The organism is Aquicella siphonis, assembly GCF_902459485.1.
In the GTDB taxonomy this organism is placed as follows: Bacteria; Pseudomonadota; Gammaproteobacteria; order DSM-16500; family DSM-16500; genus Aquicella; species Aquicella siphonis.
Map to the genome: position 1 here is coordinate 1862048 of NZ_LR699119.1, position 20138 is coordinate 1882185.

The window sequence follows — 20138 nt, forward strand, 5'->3', positions numbered from 1 at the left end:
CAGATACATTACATTTTGACACGATAAGATGGCAACTCTTCTGTCTGGTTAAACGGAGTTGCCATTAGTTTTTTAAAGCGCAGCTTATAGTCCTGCAATTGTTTATTTATCTTTACATATTGGCTTAAACAACCAAAGTAACGCTCCGGATTTGTAATAAATTTTCCAAGCGTGTCGATTTCGGACCGCAAGAAATTACCATGGTTATCAAAAAGTTTTACCGCCTCAGCTTCCGTAAAATTAATTTTCAACCTGTCATTAAGCAATTCAAAATGATCTTGAATTAAAGAAATGTTTTCCTCTATAACCTTAAGCTGTGCTTGCATCTTTTCCAAATCGGATGTGCCAGCCTGGCGGTATCCTTTTTCTATTGGCACAATTGCCACTTCAATTTTATCTCTGCAACCAGCGCATTTATTTAAAAGAGGAATGATTTTTTTGAGAAATTCATCACACTGTTTTTCCATACGCACGCCCGCCGGAGGAACCGGCGGCAACTCAGCCGGCGGCGCCACATTTCTTTTAGTCGACAGCTGCTTCGTGATAACAGCAGAGCTGCTGGACCTTATCTTGTTATCAGCAACGTGGCTTTTTGATAAACGACGCACCATGGAAACGACTGACAAGCCTTTTTTATCAGCGGGCTTGCCATCCCTCAACCTTTCAATTAATTTACTTCCATTGCTGTTCAATTTAACCAAATATCGCTTCATTGCTTTTTCATTTTTTGATTTCTTATCCTTGATGCGGGAAAAATCGCGCATCAATTCATACTGACATTGAAAAAGCGTCACATTCTCTTGTGTCTTTAGAATTTTAGCCTCTACCTGACCTGAATCAGGCAACACTGGCGCAAGATTCATGCCACTCGCCAGCCTCATAAATCCTTTTTTCTCGCCATAAAAATCATCGTGCATGCTTCTTATTTTTTGCATGGATAATATAAATTTTTTCTTATGAAAATCGCTCATATATAAACTTATTTCCGCATCCAGCTCTTCACTCAATTCAGCGCGCTGGCCGGCCATAAACGACTTGAATTCAATTTGCAGCTCAGGCAAGTCATTTAACTGCCTATAAATGATTGTTTCGATATTGCGAGTATATGCGGCAAGATGGATATTAATCATCTCCCACAACAGGGTTAAATTATTTACCAAATGAGGGCGATTCTGCTTGTCGCCGCCCATGCCAAGCTTGATTTTATCTTTCAATCCAGGGTATCTTGCCAATTCTTCTTCAAGCTTATCAACGACATCATCAAGTAACTTTTCATGCCCGTCAAGAGAGAAACATAACACATCTCCTCCCAGTTTTTTTACCGTTTTCTTGAGCTTCAGGTATCGGCCATAATGCGCACGAAATTTACCAAAAGCTTTAAATGACTTATTGATATCAGCAATAAAACCTTTAACTTCAGCTTCTTCCGTTAATTTATTCTTAATGATAGCGTCAAGGGTCACGACAAGATTGCGGCATTGAATCGCCAGGAATTTCTTTTTATTATATTTCATGATTGCCGCCGTCACAGCAGCGATTTCTTCACTTGAATTCTCAACGCTTTCCTTTGACTCTTTCAAACTGGCCACACGTTGATTTATCTGATGTATATAAGCAGTAAGCAATAAATTATCTTTTAATATTTCCAATACGGTTTCCTCGATACCGCATTGAAGATAATAATCGCGCGAGGCTTCAATCTTTGATTTAACCTGGATTAACTCATCATGCAACCTTGCCGGACCAGAGTCCAGCCAGCGTTGATATAGTTGTTGAACACTGGCAAAATCATCTTCTTCGTCATGATCAGAAATTTCTTGTTCCGATGATAATATATTGCTGCTCACTGACTGCGAGCTTGACGATGATGACCTCGACGGCAAATAATCCGAAGTGGAAGACACTGATGGAATCAAGGCTTTTTTTGATTCCCCTTCCTGTAAAGGCTGGATTCGCGTTTGGGATATGGATTTATTTTTAACCTTTTGCACAGTGAGATCAGGCATTTTCTTTTTAGCCAAGCCTGATCTTCTCATTGCAATTTCATCAAGAATATATAGTACAGATTCATTACTTTCCAAATATGTCAAACAGCCTGGTATTTCCAAAATCTGTTTAATCAAGCCTGGATCATCCACTTGCTGATCAAGTCTTGTGATAGTTTGCGCGGCAGCTAATCTGAACAGATTAAGATAATAAAATTTTTCTCTGTTTGAATTCTGCTGAATAAAATTTAAAAAACCCGGGTCAGACAGCATTTGCACAGGCATTTCCAGCAAATTATTACTATGAACTTCTGCCTGCTCTCTATCGACTTCCATTCTTGCAATAAGAGCCTCGTACAAAAGCGGATAAACCTGGCTTTCCAATACCTTTCCACTTAAATTAAAACCGGTTTCATTAAAAAAATGAAGCAAGTTAATAATCTTATCGGGATGAGGGGCATTCTTTTGTAAACTTTCTTTAACGATTAGCAATGCCTGCCTCAGCATGCCTTCATAAATGCTATTGATAGAATCTGATAACTCAGGAAATAAATCCTTTTCAGGAGAACGACCATCCATAATCTAATTCCTATTCCATTCGAACCACCCATGATACAGAGGCGACGCACGAGTTACAAGTACACTAGAATCAATAAGTTACAGCCTGAAAAGTTATTTTTTCCGAGCCAGAATTTGCGGCAAAATAATGCCAAAATAATAAAAATGGAAAAGGATTATTCATGCTCGCCAGCATAAAATCACCCAACACTTCCTCTAAAGCCTCTGTATGGTACCGTTGCGCCTATGTTACCGCGCCCCGCATTTTCTTGAGCTGTTTTATGGAACGCCTGAGTCAAGCAAGCGACGCAGCCATGCCGCAATCAATGCACTGATGCTGATCGTGATTTTGAAGTTTTCCATGGTTCCTGTGCTTCGAATTGATAGATATTTTATACTGTAGGAATATTTCGACATCAGTATTAAGATATCCCAAAATGATATGGAGTTTGCCAATGGCGTCTAAAAATAAACGGGTTCCATCTCACCCCGGTGAAATATTGCTTAAGAACTTTCTGGAACCGTGGGGTTTATCGCAAAAACAATTTGCTGTCCATTTGGGATGGACTTACGCAAGACTTAATGAAATCATTAATATGCGTCGTGGCGTTACAGCAGATTCCGCTTTGGCTTTTTCGGAAGCATTTAATACAGAACCAGAATTTTGGTTAAATCTTCAACGCGACTGGGATCTATGGCATGCAATAAGAATCCATATGCCTGTAAAACGCTTAATCCCTCCCAAAGACAAATAATCTTTTCTGATCAAGGTTGTTGTATATCGTATATCGGTATAGCATAGTTTTGTGCATATTATTCTATCGTTGCAATGGTTTTCTTATGATTTAATGAAGGCTGAGAAATGTTGGCTCTTGTTGAAGCATATCGTGCAGGATTGCTTAAACCAGACAATTGGCTGCCCAATTTAATTGCGGGTTTAATTGTTGGCGTTGTTGCCTTGCCTTTAGCAATGGCTTTTGCTATCGCCTCTGGCGTCAAACCAGAACAAGGTTTATATACAGCAATTATTTCAGCACTAATAGTAGGTGTTTTCGGCGGCAGCCGGGTGCAAATTGCCGGCCCTACTGGTGCTTTTGTTGTTATTCTTGCGAATATTACCGCTCGATATGGTATCGATGGCCTGCAAACAGCCACGTTATTTGCCGGCTTTATTTTATTATTTATGGGTTTTCTTAAACTAGGAACAGTGATTAAATTTATCCCTGATCCTGTTATTGTGGGGTTTACCGCCGGCATTGGCGTCATTATTTTTGTTGGTGAGTGGAAGGATTTTTTGGGATTGCCTGTACAAACCCCTCTCAATGCGCATTTCTATATCAAATTATTGGCATTAATCAATGCATTCCCTCATCTAAATTGGACGACAGCGGGACTGGGTACTTTAAGCCTGTTATTAGTATTGATTACTCCGAAATTACTAAAACGTATTCCCGGGCCGTTAGCTGCCATGGCTATTACCACGATGCTGCAAGCCGCTTTTCAATTCAATAATGTCGCAACAATTGGAAGCACTTTTGGCGGCATCACGCAGGCCTTACCACAATTCCATTTACCAGAAATACAGCCAGCCCATGCAGTTAATCTGATTGGCCCCGCATTTACTATTGCGCTGCTTGGCGCGATTGAATCACTTTTATCAGCAACTGCGGCCGACGGAATGGCGGGAACACGCCACCATTCGAATCAGGAATTAATTGGTCAGGGCTTGGCGAATATTTTTTCACCGCTGTTTGGCGGATTCGCTGCAACTGGCGCGATTGCCCGTACAGCGACCAATATCCGTAACGGGGGCAATAGCCCTGTTTCAGCCATTGTTCATTCCATATTTTTGACCTTAGTTATTGTGTTATTAGCTCCATTTGCCAGTTATATTCCGCTTTGTACGCTCGCCGCCATTCTTTTTGTTGTTGCATATAACATGAGTGACATCCCTCATTTTATTCATTTGGTAAAACATGCGCCGCGATACGATATTCTTGTATTGCTTACCACTTTTATATTAACTATCTTTACCGACCTGGTTGTCGCTGTTAACGTTGGCGTGATTCTTGCAATGCTGCTTTTTATACGCCGCATGAGTGAATTTGTTGCCATTGAGCAGCAAGATCATGGGACACTCAAAGATGAATTGTCAGCAGATCATATAACGCCGCCAAAGGGAACGGTTATCTATACCATCCAAGGGCCATTCTTTTTTGGCGTTGCTGAAAAGTTTGAACGAGCATTTGCTATCACTCATTCTGATCCCCAAAATATTATTTTCCGATTAAGAGATGTTCCTTTTATGGATGTCACCGGATTACAAACATTCAATGAAATAATCAGCCAGTTTCATAAGCGGGGTGTACATGTCTATCTTTGCGAGGCAAATCCCAATGTCGCAGCCAAATTAACTAATATAGGTATTACATGCCAGGCTAGTGGAGGCCGTGTGTTTAACACGCTGGCAGAAACGATAAGAAGCCTGCCATAAAGGTGCTCCTGCCGCATGGCCGCATACAAAAATGATATGCAGACCGAACATTGTCTCCCCTTGCGCTCTCTGATACACTGAAATCCGTTATTCAATCTGACTAATCATGCTCATCATGCTAACTATCTTGAAAAATGGAAAATATCTCTCTCTGATCGCCGCCTGTCTGCTAGCGGTGATGCTGATTTCTCCATTATCCAGCATGACGGCATTCCCCTCTGCAGCCACCGTGTCCACGGACACGTCTCCCGCTGTGAAATTGCTTACTCCCTGTCAAGTGCAAAAAAATGCCCAAAGCCAGGCAGTCAAACTCTGCTCCGCCGCCAATGGTCAATATTCCATCCTGCAGGAATTTCAGCAGAACTTTTATCTTCCGTCTGAAAAACTGATGTTTCTTTTTATTCTCGGACTGCTTGCCGTCAGTCCCCTGACACGCCTTTACAAACCCCCGCGACTCCACACCCGCGATTAATTTAATTTAATTCAATGCCATTACCGCAGCGCATGCCCTGATTTGGCTTGCGCGGTGAGGTTATCAAATTAATTGAGGAATGATTATGAAATTGCGAACATTTGTACTGTGCGTAACCCTGTTATTCACGGCCACCACTTTTGCCGCCACTCCTGCGGCAATCAGTGCCAACCATCTTGCTTTTACACTGCTGAGTTTTTTTGGTGTAGGCATTTTACTGGCATTCACACCTTGCGTGCTGCCCATGGTACCGATTCTTTCCGCCATCCTGATCGGTGAAAAACAATCCGGTACCGCCCGCGCCTTCAAGCTGTCATTAGTATTTGTCATCAGCATGGCACTCACTTATGCGGCAGCGGGCATGCTGGCCGGATATCTAGGCACCACCCTGCAAACGGCGCTGCAATCGCCCTGGATCATTATCAGCTTTAGTCTGGTATTCGTCCTGATGGCCTTGTCCATGTTTGGCTTGTTTAATCTCGGATTGCCGGGATTTTTACAAAACCGTTTGCACCAGCTAAGCAGCCGGCAGCGACAAGGCAGTTACGCGGGCGTGGCAATAATGGGTTTTCTGTCAACACTCATTGCATCGCCTTGCGTCACGGCGCCTCTGGTTTCCGTGCTCACTTACATCAGCCAGACAGGAAATGCTGTGCGCGGCGGGCTGATCCTGTTTTTTCTGGCGTTAGGCATGGGGCTGCCGCTCATCCTGTTCGGCATTGGTCAGGGAGCACTCTTGCCCGCCAGCGGCGCATGGATGAATAAAATCAAGTCTGTGTTCGGCATCATGATGCTGGGCCTCGCCGTCTGGATGTTGTCGCGCATTCTCCCCGGCAGCGTCACCCTGTTTTTATGGGCGGCACTGCTGATCATAGGCGCTGTGGCTCTGGGTGCGCTGGACTTTCATGTGGAAAAACGCTTGCCGCCATTTCTGCACGGGCTAAGCATACTGGCGCTATTGTATGGATCGATTTTATTAATGGGTGCCGCGAGCGGCCACGATGATGTGTTAAACCCCTTAAAACCTGCCGCGCAAATCAATACCACGAATGCGCCGGCGCCGGTCCATTCATTATTCCAAACGGTAGCCAATGAAGAAGAACTGCGGGAAAAACTGCAGACGGCGAAAAATCTTCGCAAGCCGGTCATGATTGAGTTTTATGCTTCCTGGTGTCCCGCCTGTCAGGCGCTGGACAAGAATGTCTTTGCCGATGCCGCCGTGCAGGAACGCATGAAAGCATTCGAAGTCTTGCGTGTGGATATCACGGAAAAAAATGACGAGTTGATGCGGCTGGTAGACCTCTATCATGTCTATGGCACACCCACCGTTATTTTTCATGACAAGGACGGCCGGGAATACAAGACAAACGCCATGGATGAAGGCATCACCAAAGCCGCGCTCATGAGTCTGTTTGACAAACTGGCTTGATGGCTGCATTTAAATGCGTGACAAAAAACCATGCCCGCCTTTCCGGCGGGCATGGTTTAAATTTAACTAAACAGATTTGAAATGGATTTTATTCCGCGCCTACCGCTTCTCTCAGGGATAACGCTGCCCGCTTGTAATTCACTTCACCCCTGCCCATGCCGTAATATTCAAAACCCGCTGCGCGTATATGCTTGGGATCATACTGGTTACGGCCGTCAAAAATGATAAATTGGCGCATGAGATTTTTCATGGCAGTCATATCGGGATAACAAAACGGCTTCCACTCTGTGACCAGCACCAGAGCATCCGCGTCTTTCAGCGCGTCGTACTGATGACCTGTCAGCTTGAGCTTGCCGGAATCCATCCATTCAGACGGCAGGATACGGCCGGCGACACCCACCGCGGCGGGGTCATACGCCTGCACGCACGCGCCGCGGCGAATCGCTTCTTCTATCAGCACCAGCGATGACGCTTCGCGCATATCGTCGGTGCCCGGCTTGAAGGACAAACCCCACACCCCCAAAGTGACGCCCGTGAGATCTTCGCCAAACACATTGACGATTTTGTCAGGCAGTACGCGTTTCTGTTCAAAGTTGCGCTTTTCAACTGCGTGCAAAATATAAGGAGCCACACCGTTTCTTTCGGCCATCTTGACCAGGGCGCGCACATCCTTGGGAAAACAGGATCCGCCATAGCCGCAGCCGGGATTGAGAAACGCGCTGCCAATGCGCGTATCGGATCCGATGCCGATACGCACATTTTCAATGTCCACCCCCATGCGCTCGCATAGCACAGACATTTCATTCATGAATGAAATGCGCGTCGCAAGCATGGCGTTAGCCGCGTATTTGGTCATCTCCGCGTCCTTCACATTCATGAAATAAATTCTCTCGGGACTGCGCAAAATCGGAAGATACAAATCCAGCATGATGCTCTTGGCGTTGTTGGATTCCAGTCCGATAATCACGCGATCCGGGCGCATGAAATCTTCGATGGCGGCGCCTTCACGCAAGAACTCGGGATTGCTGACCACGTCAAATCGCAGTGAAAGCCCGCGTTTTTGCAATTCTTCCCGTATCACATTATCCACCTGGTCAGCCATGCCCACGGGCACGGTGGACTTGTCCACCACCACACAATACTGGCTGATATGCGCGCCGATATTCCGCGCCGCTTCCAGAACATACTGGATATCAGCCGCGCCATCCTTGTCACTGGGCGTGCCCACGGCGATAAAAATGACATGGCTGTCCGCGGCGATCTCGCTCATGGAAGATACAAATTGCAGCCGTCCTTCATTCATGTTGCTGATGACCATGGGCTCAAGCCCGGGTTCATAAATGGGAAGAATGCCTTTTTTCAGATTCGCGATCTTGCTCTCGTTCACATCCACGCAAGTGACATGATTACCCAGCTCGGCAAAACAAGCCCCTGTGACCAGACCGACATATCCCGCGCCAATAACCGTGATATTCAACTGACCGTCTCCTTTTGTGTGATTTTGTAAACCGCAACATGATTGCCGCGCCTGTTACTGAATACCTTGACAGGCTTCAGACCCGCCAGCTCTTCAAGTATTCCCGCCATTTCACCCTCTTCCCTGTTGCGCAAGCGCAGCGCGAGATAATCGTACTGCTTCCATTTTCCATGTGCGATGGAATTGATTTGCAAGTAATCCGGCAAGAGTTCAAAAATACGGATGCCAAAATGCCGGGTGTAATACATAAGCTGAAAATCATTCACATACAGCTTTGCGTTCTCCGGCACCGACTCGGCTATCCAGTTGCCCGCGGAGCGGATATAAAACTTTGAATGGCCAAATTCGACAATTCCGCTCAATGCCGAAATAAAAATGACCAGCGCCGCGAGTGAAAGCGCGGCACGGTGGCGCAGGCTGCCCCATTTCTCGATCAAATCATTCAAGGCAAACGGCACCCACAGCATTAAAACCAGTGACAAGGCGATCAGATAGCGCTTGGAAATAAACAAATGTTCGGCGAGGAATCCCAGCGTGACAATCACATTGACCGCCACATACCCCCAAACGACGACCGACGTGTTCGCGCGCCACCTTGCCGCTCCGGTTTTCCACGCGTACAAAAGCATTGCCGCATAGCCCAGCGAAAGGGTAATCACAACATTATAGAGATACCAAGAAATCCAGACCAGGAACAAAACGACACTGGCATCCGTCGAAGACTCGGGCGGCAGCACATGCTGGGCCAGCGCAGCTTTGGAAGTCTGGTAACGATCCAGCAGCATGAAAAATCCGTGATGCATCTGGTTGATGACTTCACCGACACGGCCCAGTCGGTCCACAGAATGCTGAGGATAAACCAGGTGCCACATGGCAATGCCGCCGCAGATGATGATCATGGGCAAGTTCAGCATCAGGAATGACAGTGTCCGTTCCTTCCAGCTGCGGCCGATAAAACACCAGGAGATAAACGGCATGGCGAGCAGGAACACCGCGCCCTCAATGCGGAACAATGTCGCAACCAGCAGGCTCGCGTTCCAGAGCAGCGCCGTCGTCCATTTGGGTTCGCGAAAATAGCGCAACAGATAAAAGAGGGAAACCAGATATAGCGCCCAAAACCCGTGGTCGCGAATAATATTTTCCCTGAGAATATTGAATTGATGGTTAAACAGGATGACCAGAGCGGCAATCCAGAGGACGCGGCCGGAACCGCCCAGTTCCCTGACTATGCAGATAAACATCATGACACTGATCAGGGAAAAAAGACCATTGAGGAGATAAGCCGCCATGGGAAATGATAAGTGCGTCAGTTTGACAAAAGCGAAAATCAGCGTGGAATAAAACGGCCATTGTGACTGTGGACACAGCTGCATGACTTCCTTGATAGGCGCGGATCCCACCATTTGCGCGCTCAGGAGATAACAAATGCCGTCAGGATTAATGACGCTGTCACGATAATCGATACAGGCGGAAATCAGCAGGCTGGTAAGAAACGCAATGAAATAGATTTGATTTTCTCGTACAAATGCGAGGGCCTTGTCTCTCATGCCACCAGACTCTCCAGAGAACGTTTAAAATCTCCCGCGAGTTCGGGATGTTTCAAAGCATAAGCCACTGTTGCCTCCAGATAACCCAGCTTGCTGCCGCAATCATAGCGTTTGCCCTGAAAACGGTAAGCGTAAACAGGTTCTTCCTGCAATAGCTTCGCGATAGCGTCTGTCAGCTGGATTTCACCATTCGAACCCCTTTTGGTGTTCTCCAGCTGAGAGAAAATGCGCGGAGTCAGGATATACCTCCCGACCACGCCCAGATTAGAAGGAGCCTGTTCGGGATGGGGTTTTTCAATGATGCCGCTCAGCCGCGCCATTTGATCCGTCGATGCGCCTGTGTCCACTATCCCGTATTTTCCCGTTTCCGAAGGATGGATTTGCTCAACTGCAACAATGCTGGTCTGCAAGTCCTTGAAGCATGCCACCATTTGCGCGAGACAGGATTGCGGGCCGCCATCAATCAAGTCATCCGCGAGCAAGACTGCAAAAGGTTCATTCATCACCAGCTGCTTGGCGCACAAGACCGCATGCCCCAGTCCCTGGGGAGATTTCTGGCGAATATAGGCACAGGAAACTCCTTCCGGCAATATGCCTTTCACGATATCCAGCAATTCTTTTTTCCCGCGCTCTTGCAAAGTGGCTTCCAATTCAAAATTGGAGTCAAAATGATCTTCTATTGCCCGTTTGCTGCTGTTCGTCACGAAGATCAGTTCAGTGATGCCGGCATGCACGGCTTCTTCAACGGCATACTGGATAAGCGGCTTGTCTACAATAGGCAGCATTTCCTTGGGGTTGGCCTTGGTGGCGGGTAAAAATCGTGTTCCCAGCCCTGCGACGGGAAAGATGGCTTTCGTGATCTTCATCATAAAGATTGACTTCACTCCAAATCAGGCTCGGAATGTTATCATACTAAGGTGAGAGAAAAAATTATTATGACTGGATTCTCATCACCCGCAAGCAGATGAGTGAGCAATAAATAAGCAGAAAAGGGACTGTCCATGCTAACACGAACCTCAAGCCCTCCCAATATTGCCAATCTTTCCCAAAAGCATATCCGCAAGCAAATCCACGCCTATCTCACCGCGCAAAAACGTGATCCGGCCGTCATTGCCTGGTTCACAAAAGGCAAAGGATTTTGTCATGGTCTCGCCATATTGGCAGCGTATGCACAATACCTGGAAAGCCAGACGGCCGAGGCGGCATCTCTACCCCCCAGGGACGATTGGGCATGGTTTGAAAACACCATGACTACCCTCGCCGGCTGGGATGGAAACCTGGCTTCGTTATCGGATGAAGCCCGGTTTGAGATTGAACGGCTGATATCACTCATGGAGTATTTTCAACATATTAACCGCTACAGCCGTTACACCCAGGGGAGACTGCACCGATTCCTGGAAGACACCTCCATGCGCAAGATACAGCTGGAATATACCCTGGGAGGCTTGTTTACCGCGGAAGACTTCACCAAAAAAATCAACCTCCACATGCGCCGTCACCTCATTGAGACCACGCTTATGGATACGCTGACCCGCCATGAGCAACGCCTGATTTTGATTAGCTGCGGCAATCACTCACTGAGTCTGTTCCGAAACGGGGGACATATCTGCCTGTACAATTCGAATAATCCCTCAGGACTTGTCAGATATGAGATCACCGACAAAAACAATCTGGTAAAGGGGATTTTTCAGGCTTACAAATACGATCCCTCCCAACCCTCGCCTTTGGGGTTCCGCATTTTCACTTTTGACAAACAGGTGGACGCCTATCCTGACCAGCATAACCTGCTGGAACAGATGCGCCACCCCCTGGTCACAGCAAGCGCCAAAAGAAAGGTGGATTACTCTGCCCTGCACATCGCCGCGCGCATAGGAAGCACTTCCTGTGTTGCTTACTTTTTACGTCAGGGAGCGGAAGTGGACGGCATGCACGTCAAGCAGCGCACCGCGCTATATATTGCCGCCGGCCGCGGGTATCAGCGTCTCACCAAACTTCTGTTAAAAAACAATGCCGATATCAATAAAATCTGCATCAACGGCAAAACCCCGCTCATACGCGCGGCGCGTTCCGGGCATGTCCGCATCGTCAAAACCATGCTGACCCATGATAAAAACGCCACCCTCGATAATTTGATCACGGCGCTAAGCCATCTGGGCAGCCGGTCAAGGCGCAGATTTTTATTAAAAATCCTGAACACGGGAATACTCAAAAAAATGACTGCTCAGAAAGAACTGGCAGAAGCGGAATTGAACCTGTATAAACTATCCAGCCATTATAAAGAATCTGTTCATCAAATGCTGTCGCATCTCATCACATCCCAACCAGCGCGCGCCGCTGAAACCACGGTGAGCGACCACCTGCGTTTTTTCCGCAGTATCCCGCCCAGCCCATCCCCGCATGCCATTTCCCGGGTAAATGCATCATGCGAACCCGCCGGTCACCATGCGGTAATAAATAGCTTATCTCCCGGAAGCTAAGACGCATTCCGGAAACAACAGCCGCGTCTAAACCGGATCATCACTGCGTTTGACTTGTCCTTGCTTGGGTATATTGATATAAATGGCGTAATTAATTGACAGAGACTGGCGTTTAATGCGTAAACAGATACTGATTTTAGGCCATGACTATACCACCCAGTTTGTGGATATATTCAATCAATACACCCGCTTATTCGACAGAAATCTGTATGATGTCACCGTCGCCTATTTGACAGGCGAACCTGACGAAGAAATCAAAAAACGCACGCTAGCGGAAAATGTTATTTTTTTGAATATTCCCAAATCCGGAATCCGCTCGCTCAAAATCAAGGCCGTGCAAAAACTGCTTTCTCTTACCCGGGAAAAGCAATTTCATATCGTGGTCTGCCACCGCTACAAGCCGACTTACATCATGATGTGGGTTTCACGATTCCATAAAATTCCGCTACTTATCTCTGTCATGCATGAACTGGATACGCTTGCTTCCGTGAAACGCCGGCTCTTCATTGCCTGCGCCGCGCCCGGGAACATGTTGTTCGCCGGCGTGTCAAACGCGGTACGCGACGATTTACGCAAAAGTCTCTGGTTCATCCCCAAAGAACGCATTATCACGCTTTACAACATGGTAGACGTGGATCTCACCGAACCACAATTATTGAGCCGTGACGAAGCCCGGAGCAAGCTCTTGCTCCCTGAAGACGCGGTTGTATTCGGCACGCTGGGCAGACTGGTAAAAAACAAAGACCAGACCACACTCATCCAGGCTTTTTCACTGATCAAGCCTTATTGCCCCAAAGCGAAACTGGTTATTATGGGCTCAGGGGAACTGGAAGCTTCTCTTAAACAGCAAATCCGTGATAATCACCTGGATAATGATATTTTACTAACAGGTTATCTTTCCGTCGGATTTCGCTACATGAAAGCGTTTGATTGTTTTGTCCTGTCTTCCATACAGGAAGCATTTGGGCGCGTGCTGCTGGAAGCCATGATCGCCAAACTCCCCATCATCGCCACGCGCGTACACGGCATCCCGGAAGTGGTCGCAAACGCAGGAATCCTGGTCGAACCCAAAGATCCTGTGAATCTTGCAACCGCCATGCAAAGAATTTACGAATTATCGCCGCAGGCACGCGAGGAACGCGGTGACGCCGCCTATCAACATGCCGTCAAACACTTTTCCATCCCGTTATTTTATAAACAATTCTGGCAGCTGCCAGCCATCAGCGCACTCTTCAACCCAATGTCTTGATCATGCTGGACAATTCAGCATCCCGGATTTCAGGACGCGCGCGCAAGGCCATTTTCAGCATCTTATCCAATTCGATCTTGATGATTTGTTTAAAAACAATATCATTCACCCGCTCACTTTCATAGCTGGAATAATTCGCCACGCCATGCATTTCCAGTTCGATGCTGGCGATATCATCATTGATCAGGCCGATAATTTTCATTATGCATTTAACAACTTCATTCTTTTCGAAAAACGCGGTACGGCGGGATAATTTTAAAGAGTCTTGCAGCGAACGGCTCAAGGCGTTCAACTCTGCTTCATATAAAGATAACTTTTTTGATCTGATTTGATTTCTGATATTTTCCAGCGACTTATTTAATTCGGTGAGCAATGCTTCATTCCTTGTCATCATATCCGCACTCCGTATATTCAAAATTATTCTTCATTATAAATTCTTCGGAACGAGGATTTATTAACAGCGAAACAATATTTTTTATAAATAAAAAATATAAATAAAAAACCGTTTTTTTTAAATAAATTAGACGCGGCTCCGCGAATGAGAACAGCCCGTTCACTGTTACAGCGGTATGGTGGATTTGACTTCCATTCTTTCAGCCGGCATCGATGCCTTGAGTAAAATGGTAAAAGCGGATTTTATTAAGTCCGCTACAATTTTCTTCAAATCCTTGCTGCCTTTTTCTCCGATTTCCTTCCACAGGCTGAATAATAATTTGATGGATTCATCTGCCTCAGCGGCCGAGTCCAAACTTTCAAGAGTTTCGTTTACCGATTGCGTGTGAGGACGCGACCAGAGCATGGTCGGAATATAATGCGTGGTCAAGATGCTGGTAGTATATCCTTTCAGTTTGGACGTGATCACACCGGAAAACTCCAGCAGAATACTGTTTTGCGCCTCATTCAATCTGTACCTGTCCAGATAATAAATCAGCATGGGGAATTGAACATCTTCATTTTCATTCCTGATATCATCCAGACATAAAAATGGCAGCAGGGGTTTTTCTTTGTCTCCTCCCGGCAATTTTGACAGCGGTATCGGGTCACTGACAACAGAAGGCATGGCGATACCTGATTGCAGCGCGGGAATCACTTCTCGCGGCTCTACCTGTGCATGCTGCGGATTTGACGAAGATGCCGGCTGCATTTCTGACACCGGGGACGGCATGACCGGGTCATGGCTTGAAACCGGCACGACATCAGCATGCACTACCGGCGGCGCAAGCTTGGCTTGAATCACTTCCGACGTCTGTTTGTGAAACAGCGCCATTTCGTACAAAGTCAGGTTGAAATTATCCTGGAATGACACATCTTTTTCATTGACTGTCGGCATTTTGCCATTGTCTTTTCTTTTGACTTCCCCGTCCTTGCGATGCTCTTCCGGTATCTGCAGATAGCTGCGGGTATACAATCCTTGCAGCCACAGCGCAGCTTCCTGCCATAAGCTGCTGAGCGGCGGATCGATTTGAACCAGTTTGGCGGATTCACGCACGGCGATGAAAGGATTCTGCAACGCTTCTTCTTTATATGTTCTCAACAGATAAGGGCCCATCAGCAATTTGATTCTGATTGACCCTGCTGTTTGTCTGAGATCCGCTTCCTTATACAGTTCTGTCGCGCATATCAGAAAAATGGCATTGCATAAAAGAGACTTAAACCGCTGTTCAACCACGTCCGCATTACGGGTGATGTGTTTCTTGAAAGTTTTATCATACACACTCTGCACTACCGGTGTGACGATTGAACTGACCAGTTCGGCCGTCAAATCAGCCATGCGGGTTTTATCCGACACTTCTTCAAAAAACGCTCTTACATCCTTGCCCAGGGCTTTTTTGATAATTTCGCGGACCCCGTATTTTGAAACAGCGCGTTTGAGTTCTTTTCCAGTATTCTCCTGAAAACAGGCTTCCAATGCCTTCTCGTTGCCGATTTGCATTTCTTCGAAAATCTTGATGATCATGAATAGTGAAATGAATCCGTCGAGCCTGGCGATTTCGAGAATTGCGTCTTCCCTTTTTTCTATCGCTTGTATTTCGTATCTAAACTTATCAATGTCTTTGCGGAGAGCTTCGTATTGTCTTTCCCAATCCTGAGTTGAATAATTCGCGACCTTCCTCAGCATCTGCGCTCTCCTGTCTGATAGTGTGATACACAACGGATAATCCGTTGGTCGGGATTACTCAATTATTATCAGACAATACTTAAAATAAACTTAAGATGAATTGCCTCGCCCGCCGCATGGATTCGCAATGATAATCCCGCACCCCCTTGTCATTCCCTCGCAAGCGCAGAAGTGTCCGGTAAAGCAAAAATGAGAGGGAAGAAACAGCCGCCCTTCGATGGCAGGCTCAGGACAGGCCCTTCGAGACAGATGCTGCGTATCTTCCTCAGGACAGGCCCTTCGAGACGGCACTGCGTGCCTCCTCAGGGCGAACGGGTTGAGTGTTTTCCGTTCGTGGTGAGGAGCCGCGTCAGCGGCGTATTCGATCTCCGTTCGTGGTGAGGAGCCGCGTCAGCGGCGTATTCGATCTCCGTTCGTGGTGAGGGGCCGCGTCAGCGGCGTCTCGAACCATGAACTCTGGTTCCCGCTTGCGCGGGAATGACAAGAGGGGTGAGCCTCCCTTCGACGGCGGGCTCAGGACAGGCCCTTCGAGACGGACACTGACGTGTCCTCCTCAGGCTTGTCCTGAGCTTGTCGAAGGAGCAAACGGATTGAGTGTTTCCCGTTCGTGGCGGCACTGCTAACGGAAGATTAAACTGACACAGCATCAGGCCGGTTTTTGCATGGCTTTCCACGCATGTTCAATCATGGGGTCTAGGTCGGGATACCTGGGCAGCCAGTGCAATTCCTGTTTCGCCAGCGAGGCATCCGCGACCAGTATGGCCGGGTCGCCCGGACGCGGCTGGCCCACGACCGTTTCGATGGGGCGGCCTGTGACCCGCTTCGCTGCGTTGACGACTTGAATCACGGAATAGCCATGTCCAGTGCCCAGATTGCAAACCAGTTGTTTCTTGCCTTTCAGCAGCGCGTTCAGCGCCAGCAGATGCGCGCTGCATAAATCGACGACGTGCACATAATCGCGTATGCAGGTACCGTCCGCCGTTGGATAGTGATCGCCGTAAATCGTCACATTCGGCCGCTGCCCCGCCGCCGCCTGCAAGACAATGGGAATGAGATGGGATTCGGGTTCATGACGCTCGCGCAGCCGCCCTTCCGGATCCGCGCCCGCGGCGTTGAAGTAACGCAGAATGGCGTAATTCAATCCATCGCTGACCGCAAAATCCCTGATGATTTCTTCCGCCATCCGCTTGCTGCGGCCATAGGGATTAATCGGCGCCAGCGGATGCGCTTCCGTGATGGTCTTGTACTGCGGCTCGCCATACACCGCCGCGGTGGAAGAAAAGATAAAATGCTTGATCCCGCTTTTCACCATGGTTTCGATTAAATTGACCGTGGCGGCGACATTGTTCTGATAATATTTTGCCGGAAATTTTACCGATTCCCCCACTTCAATAAAGGAGGCGAAGTGCATCACGGCAGCAAAGGAATAGCGGGCAAACAATTCCTTGAGCAAGGCAGTATCGGCCATGTCGCCAACAATCAGTTCCGCGTCCAGCACGGCATCGCGATGCCCTTTGCTCAGGTTATCCAGCACGACCGGCTGATAACCCGCTCGCCGTAAATTCAACACCATGTGAGAGCCGATGAACCCGGCACCGCCCACGACAAGAACCGCTTTGGCATTAGTAGGCATTTTGACTGACGAATCCCCGGAAAAAAGTCAGGAAAATGATTTTCAGGTCAAATCCCAGCGACCAGTTGTTGATGTAGTATAAGTCATACTCCACGCGTTTTTGCATTTTCGCCAGCGTATCGGTTTCTCCGCGCCAGCCGTTGACCTGCGCCCATCCGGTGATGCCCGGTTTGACATGATGCCGCTGCATGTAGGTGTGTATGGAGTCCTTGTATATCTCATTGTGGGCCAGCGCATGCGGGCGCGGGCCGACGATAGACATGCGCCCTTGCAATACATTCAGGAACTGCGGCAGCTCATCCAGACTGGTACGGCGCAAAAAGCGGCCGAACGGCGTGACGCGCACGTCATCCAGCGTGGCCTGGGTCACATGTCCGTTTTCTTCAACATGTTCATACATGGTGCGGAATTTATATACCTTGATGATGCGACCGTCCCATCCCAGACGCTGCTGCTTGAAAAACACCGGGCCTCTTGAACTCCATTTCACGCCTGCGGCAATCAGCAATAATAATGGACTGATCAATAGCAAAATGGCTGCGGCTATCAGCCTGTCTTCAATAGCCTTGATCAAGCGGTTGACGCCCGTCATGGGTGAGGAGCGGATATTCAATACCGGAAAACCCGCCACATCGGTGATGGAATGATTAAGCAAATCCAATCCGAAAATATCCAGCACGAAGCGCGTGGTAATCGTATGATGCCGCAGCTCGAACAGAATTTCCTTGACTCGCGCTTCCGCGCGCAAAGGCAAGGCCAGCCAGATTTCATCAATACCTTCACGGAACAGATACGCACTCAGGTTATCGGGAGTCTGGATAACAGGCACTTGATGCACCATCGCCGGCTTGTCCCGCGCATTATCATCCATGAATGCCACAATGCGAAAACCGGTCCAGAGCGCCTGCTGCACAGTATTCGCGAACTTGCTGCCCAGCTCCCCCGCGCCCATGATCACGACGCGGCGTTCATTCAAACCGCGGGCGCGCATGATACGCAGCCCCAGAAGCAGGCTGCAGCGGAACAGGATCAACAGAAAAACGGTCAACCCCATCCAGCAGATAAACCAGGTTCGTGAAAACGCCTCGCCTGATTTGGTGAAAAAAGACAGCCCTGCCAGCATCAGTCCCATCACGCACACCGCCTGGACCAGCGTCATGATATGCCTGAAAAATCCTTCACCGCGCACGGAGGCATAAATATTGAAAAAGGAAAACACGATGGAAGTAAAAAGCAGCCCCATCGCGATTGCTGTCAAATAAGAAGAAGGTATCTGAACCTGGTTAAACCGCAGTATGAACGCCAGCCAGCCGGCCAGAAAGACAGTGACAATATCCATGGCCCGGGTCAGCAGGGAAATAACGCGTGAGTACTCTTTTAACAAACCTTTAGGCAGCATGGTGGGTATGATATCCTGTGCTGATTGCTTGGGGAGGGGGCCTCCCCGAATTTTTTGTATTTTATTTGATTAGCGGCAACATATCTATGAAAACAGCGATTGTTTGTGACTGGCTGGTGGCGGTAGGAGGCGCGGAAAAATTTCTGGGGCACCTGCTGCAATGCTACCCCCAGGCCGATGTCTTTGCCGTGATCGACTTTATCGACCCGGACAAGCGGGATTTTCTGCAAAACAAGATGGTGGCCACCACTTTTATCCAGAAGCTGCCTTTCGCCAAGACACGTTACCGCGGTTATCTGCCGCTCATGCCGCTGGCCATTGAACAACTGGACTTGTCAGCGTATGACTTGATCATTTCCAGTTCACACGCAGTCGCAAAAGGCGTGTTGACCGGGCCCGATCAGACTCATATCAGCTATGTGCATTCTCCCATGCGTTACGCCTGGGATTTGCAGCATCAATATTTGCGTGAAACCGGCCTGGATAAAAGGTTTACCGGCTGGTTCGCGCGTTACTTTTTACATAAATTGCGCTTATGGGATTTACGCAGCGCCAACGGAGTGGATCATTTCGCAGCGAATTCGAAATTTATCGCCCGCCGCATCACCAAAACCTACCGGCGGCATGCCGAAGTCATTTATCCTCCTGTTGAATTCACTCGCTTCAGTCCCATTGAAAAAAAAGAGAATTTTTATCTGGCCGCTTCCCGTCTCGTGCCTTACAAGCGCATCGATTTAATTGTAGACAGTTTCCGCGCCATGCCGGATAAAAAACTGATTGTCATCGGCGACGGGCCCGATCTGGAAAAAATTCGCAGCAAGGCGGGCGCGAATGTGGAAGTCCAGGGATATCAGTCTGATGAAACCCTGATTTCTCATATGCAGCACGCCAAAGCTCTCATCTTCGCTGCGGAAGAAGACTTTGGACTCATTCCCCTGGAAGCCCAGGCCTGCGGCACGCCCGTCATCGCTTATGGCAAAGGCGGCACGCTGGAAACCGTGCGCGGTCTCACGGATGCCGCGCCTACCGGCGTGTTCTTCCCGGAACAGACCACCGCAGCCATTCAGCGCGCCGTACAGGCGTTTGAATCCAATCCCGAGCTGTTTACTGTGGATAATTGTGTACACAACGCGGCTCGCTTTACGCCGGAAATTTTTCGCGCCAGTTTCATGCGCTTCGTTGACGAAAAGATGCACAAACCTTGACCCGGATCATTGCCTGAAACCGCGTGGTTCGAGACGCCGCGCAAGCGCGGCTCCTCACCACGAACGGAAAACACTAAACCCGTTCGCCCTGAGG

General features: G+C 48.2%; 15 protein-coding genes. 7 read left to right on the forward strand and 8 right to left on the reverse strand.

Translation table 11 applies throughout. From position 1 onward, the window contains the following. Positions 1-8: 8 nt before the first annotated feature. Positions 9-2564, reverse strand: a complete 2556-nt coding sequence (locus tag AQULUS_RS08690; RefSeq protein ID WP_148339752.1) for a hypothetical protein — start codon at positions 2562-2564, stop codon at positions 9-11. Between the two features lie 434 nt (positions 2565-2998). Here AQULUS_RS08690 and AQULUS_RS08695 point away from each other — a divergent pair, with 434 nt between their 5' ends. The 4 genes from AQULUS_RS08695 (at position 2999) to dsbD (ending at position 6938) form a co-directional block, all read left to right on the forward strand. After that, positions 2999-3298: a HigA family addiction module antitoxin gene (locus AQULUS_RS08695; RefSeq protein WP_148339754.1), complete on the forward strand. Its 300-nt coding sequence runs from the start codon at positions 2999-3001 to the stop codon at positions 3296-3298. A 107-nt stretch (positions 3299-3405) separates the two neighbouring features. After that, positions 3406-5037, forward strand: coding sequence for a SulP family inorganic anion transporter (locus tag AQULUS_RS08700; RefSeq protein WP_148339757.1), 1632 nt, complete (start codon positions 3406-3408; stop codon positions 5035-5037). A gap of 115 nt (positions 5038-5152) precedes the next feature. Further along, a complete protein-coding gene (locus tag AQULUS_RS08705; RefSeq protein ID WP_148339759.1) occupies positions 5153-5509 on the forward strand; it encodes a hypothetical protein in 357 nt (118 codons plus the stop codon). Positions 5510-5594: 85 nt separating this feature from the next. Then, entirely contained in the window at positions 5595-6938 is a 1344-nt protein-coding gene (gene dsbD / locus AQULUS_RS08710; protein WP_172622800.1) for a protein-disulfide reductase DsbD, read from the forward strand. 88 nt (positions 6939-7026) lie between these two features. Here dsbD and AQULUS_RS08715 read toward each other — a convergent pair whose 3' ends face one another. Genes AQULUS_RS08715 through galU form a run of 3 tightly spaced genes read right to left on the reverse strand, consistent with a single transcriptional unit; the run spans position 7027 to position 10831 of the window. Then, a complete protein-coding gene (locus AQULUS_RS08715; protein ID WP_148339763.1) occupies positions 7027-8415 on the reverse strand; it encodes a UDP-glucose dehydrogenase family protein in 1389 nt (462 codons plus the stop codon). After that, the gene (locus tag AQULUS_RS08720; RefSeq protein ID WP_148339765.1) at positions 8412-9962 is read right to left on the reverse strand and encodes a hypothetical protein; all 1551 of its coding nucleotides are present in this window, start codon (positions 9960-9962) and stop codon (positions 8412-8414) included. The genes AQULUS_RS08715 and AQULUS_RS08720 overlap by 4 nt, the downstream gene beginning before the upstream one ends. After that, positions 9959-10831, reverse strand: coding sequence for a UTP--glucose-1-phosphate uridylyltransferase GalU (galU, locus tag AQULUS_RS08725; protein WP_148339767.1), 873 nt, complete (start codon positions 10829-10831; stop codon positions 9959-9961). Before galU ends, AQULUS_RS08720 begins: the two co-directional genes overlap by 4 nt. Positions 10832-10963: 132 nt before the next feature. On the opposite strand from galU, the gene AQULUS_RS08730 reads away from it, so the two are divergent. Continuing rightward, positions 10964-12439 carry an ankyrin repeat domain-containing protein gene (locus AQULUS_RS08730; protein ID WP_148339769.1) on the forward strand — a complete coding sequence of 492 codons (1476 nt, stop codon included), beginning with the start codon at positions 10964-10966 and terminating at the stop codon, positions 12437-12439. Between the two features lie 115 nt (positions 12440-12554). After that, a complete protein-coding gene (locus AQULUS_RS08735; RefSeq protein ID WP_148339771.1) occupies positions 12555-13688 on the forward strand; it encodes a glycosyltransferase in 1134 nt (377 codons plus the stop codon). On the opposite strand, the gene AQULUS_RS08740 is transcribed toward AQULUS_RS08735, so the two are convergent. From AQULUS_RS08740 to AQULUS_RS08755, 4 genes are all read right to left on the reverse strand, one after another. Then, entirely contained in the window at positions 13672-14082 is a 411-nt protein-coding gene (locus tag AQULUS_RS08740) for a hypothetical protein (RefSeq protein WP_148339773.1), read from the reverse strand. The genes AQULUS_RS08735 and AQULUS_RS08740 overlap by 17 nt on opposite strands. 165 nt (positions 14083-14247) lie before the next feature. After that, positions 14248-15807, reverse strand: a complete 1560-nt coding sequence (locus AQULUS_RS08745; protein ID WP_148339774.1) for a hypothetical protein — start codon at positions 15805-15807, stop codon at positions 14248-14250. 646 nt (positions 15808-16453) lie between these two features. Further along, positions 16454-17440: a UDP-glucose 4-epimerase GalE gene (gene galE, locus AQULUS_RS08750; RefSeq protein WP_148339776.1), complete on the reverse strand. Its 987-nt coding sequence runs from the start codon at positions 17438-17440 to the stop codon at positions 16454-16456. Then, the gene (locus tag AQULUS_RS08755; RefSeq protein ID WP_148339778.1) at positions 17430-18839 is read right to left on the reverse strand and encodes an undecaprenyl-phosphate glucose phosphotransferase; all 1410 of its coding nucleotides are present in this window, start codon (positions 18837-18839) and stop codon (positions 17430-17432) included. Before AQULUS_RS08755 ends, galE begins: the two co-directional genes overlap by 11 nt. 86 nt (positions 18840-18925) lie before the next feature. Here AQULUS_RS08755 and AQULUS_RS08760 point away from each other — a divergent pair, with 86 nt between their 5' ends. Further along, positions 18926-20044, forward strand: coding sequence for a glycosyltransferase family 4 protein (locus AQULUS_RS08760; RefSeq protein ID WP_148339780.1), 1119 nt, complete (start codon positions 18926-18928; stop codon positions 20042-20044). Positions 20045-20138: the final 94 nt, after the last annotated feature.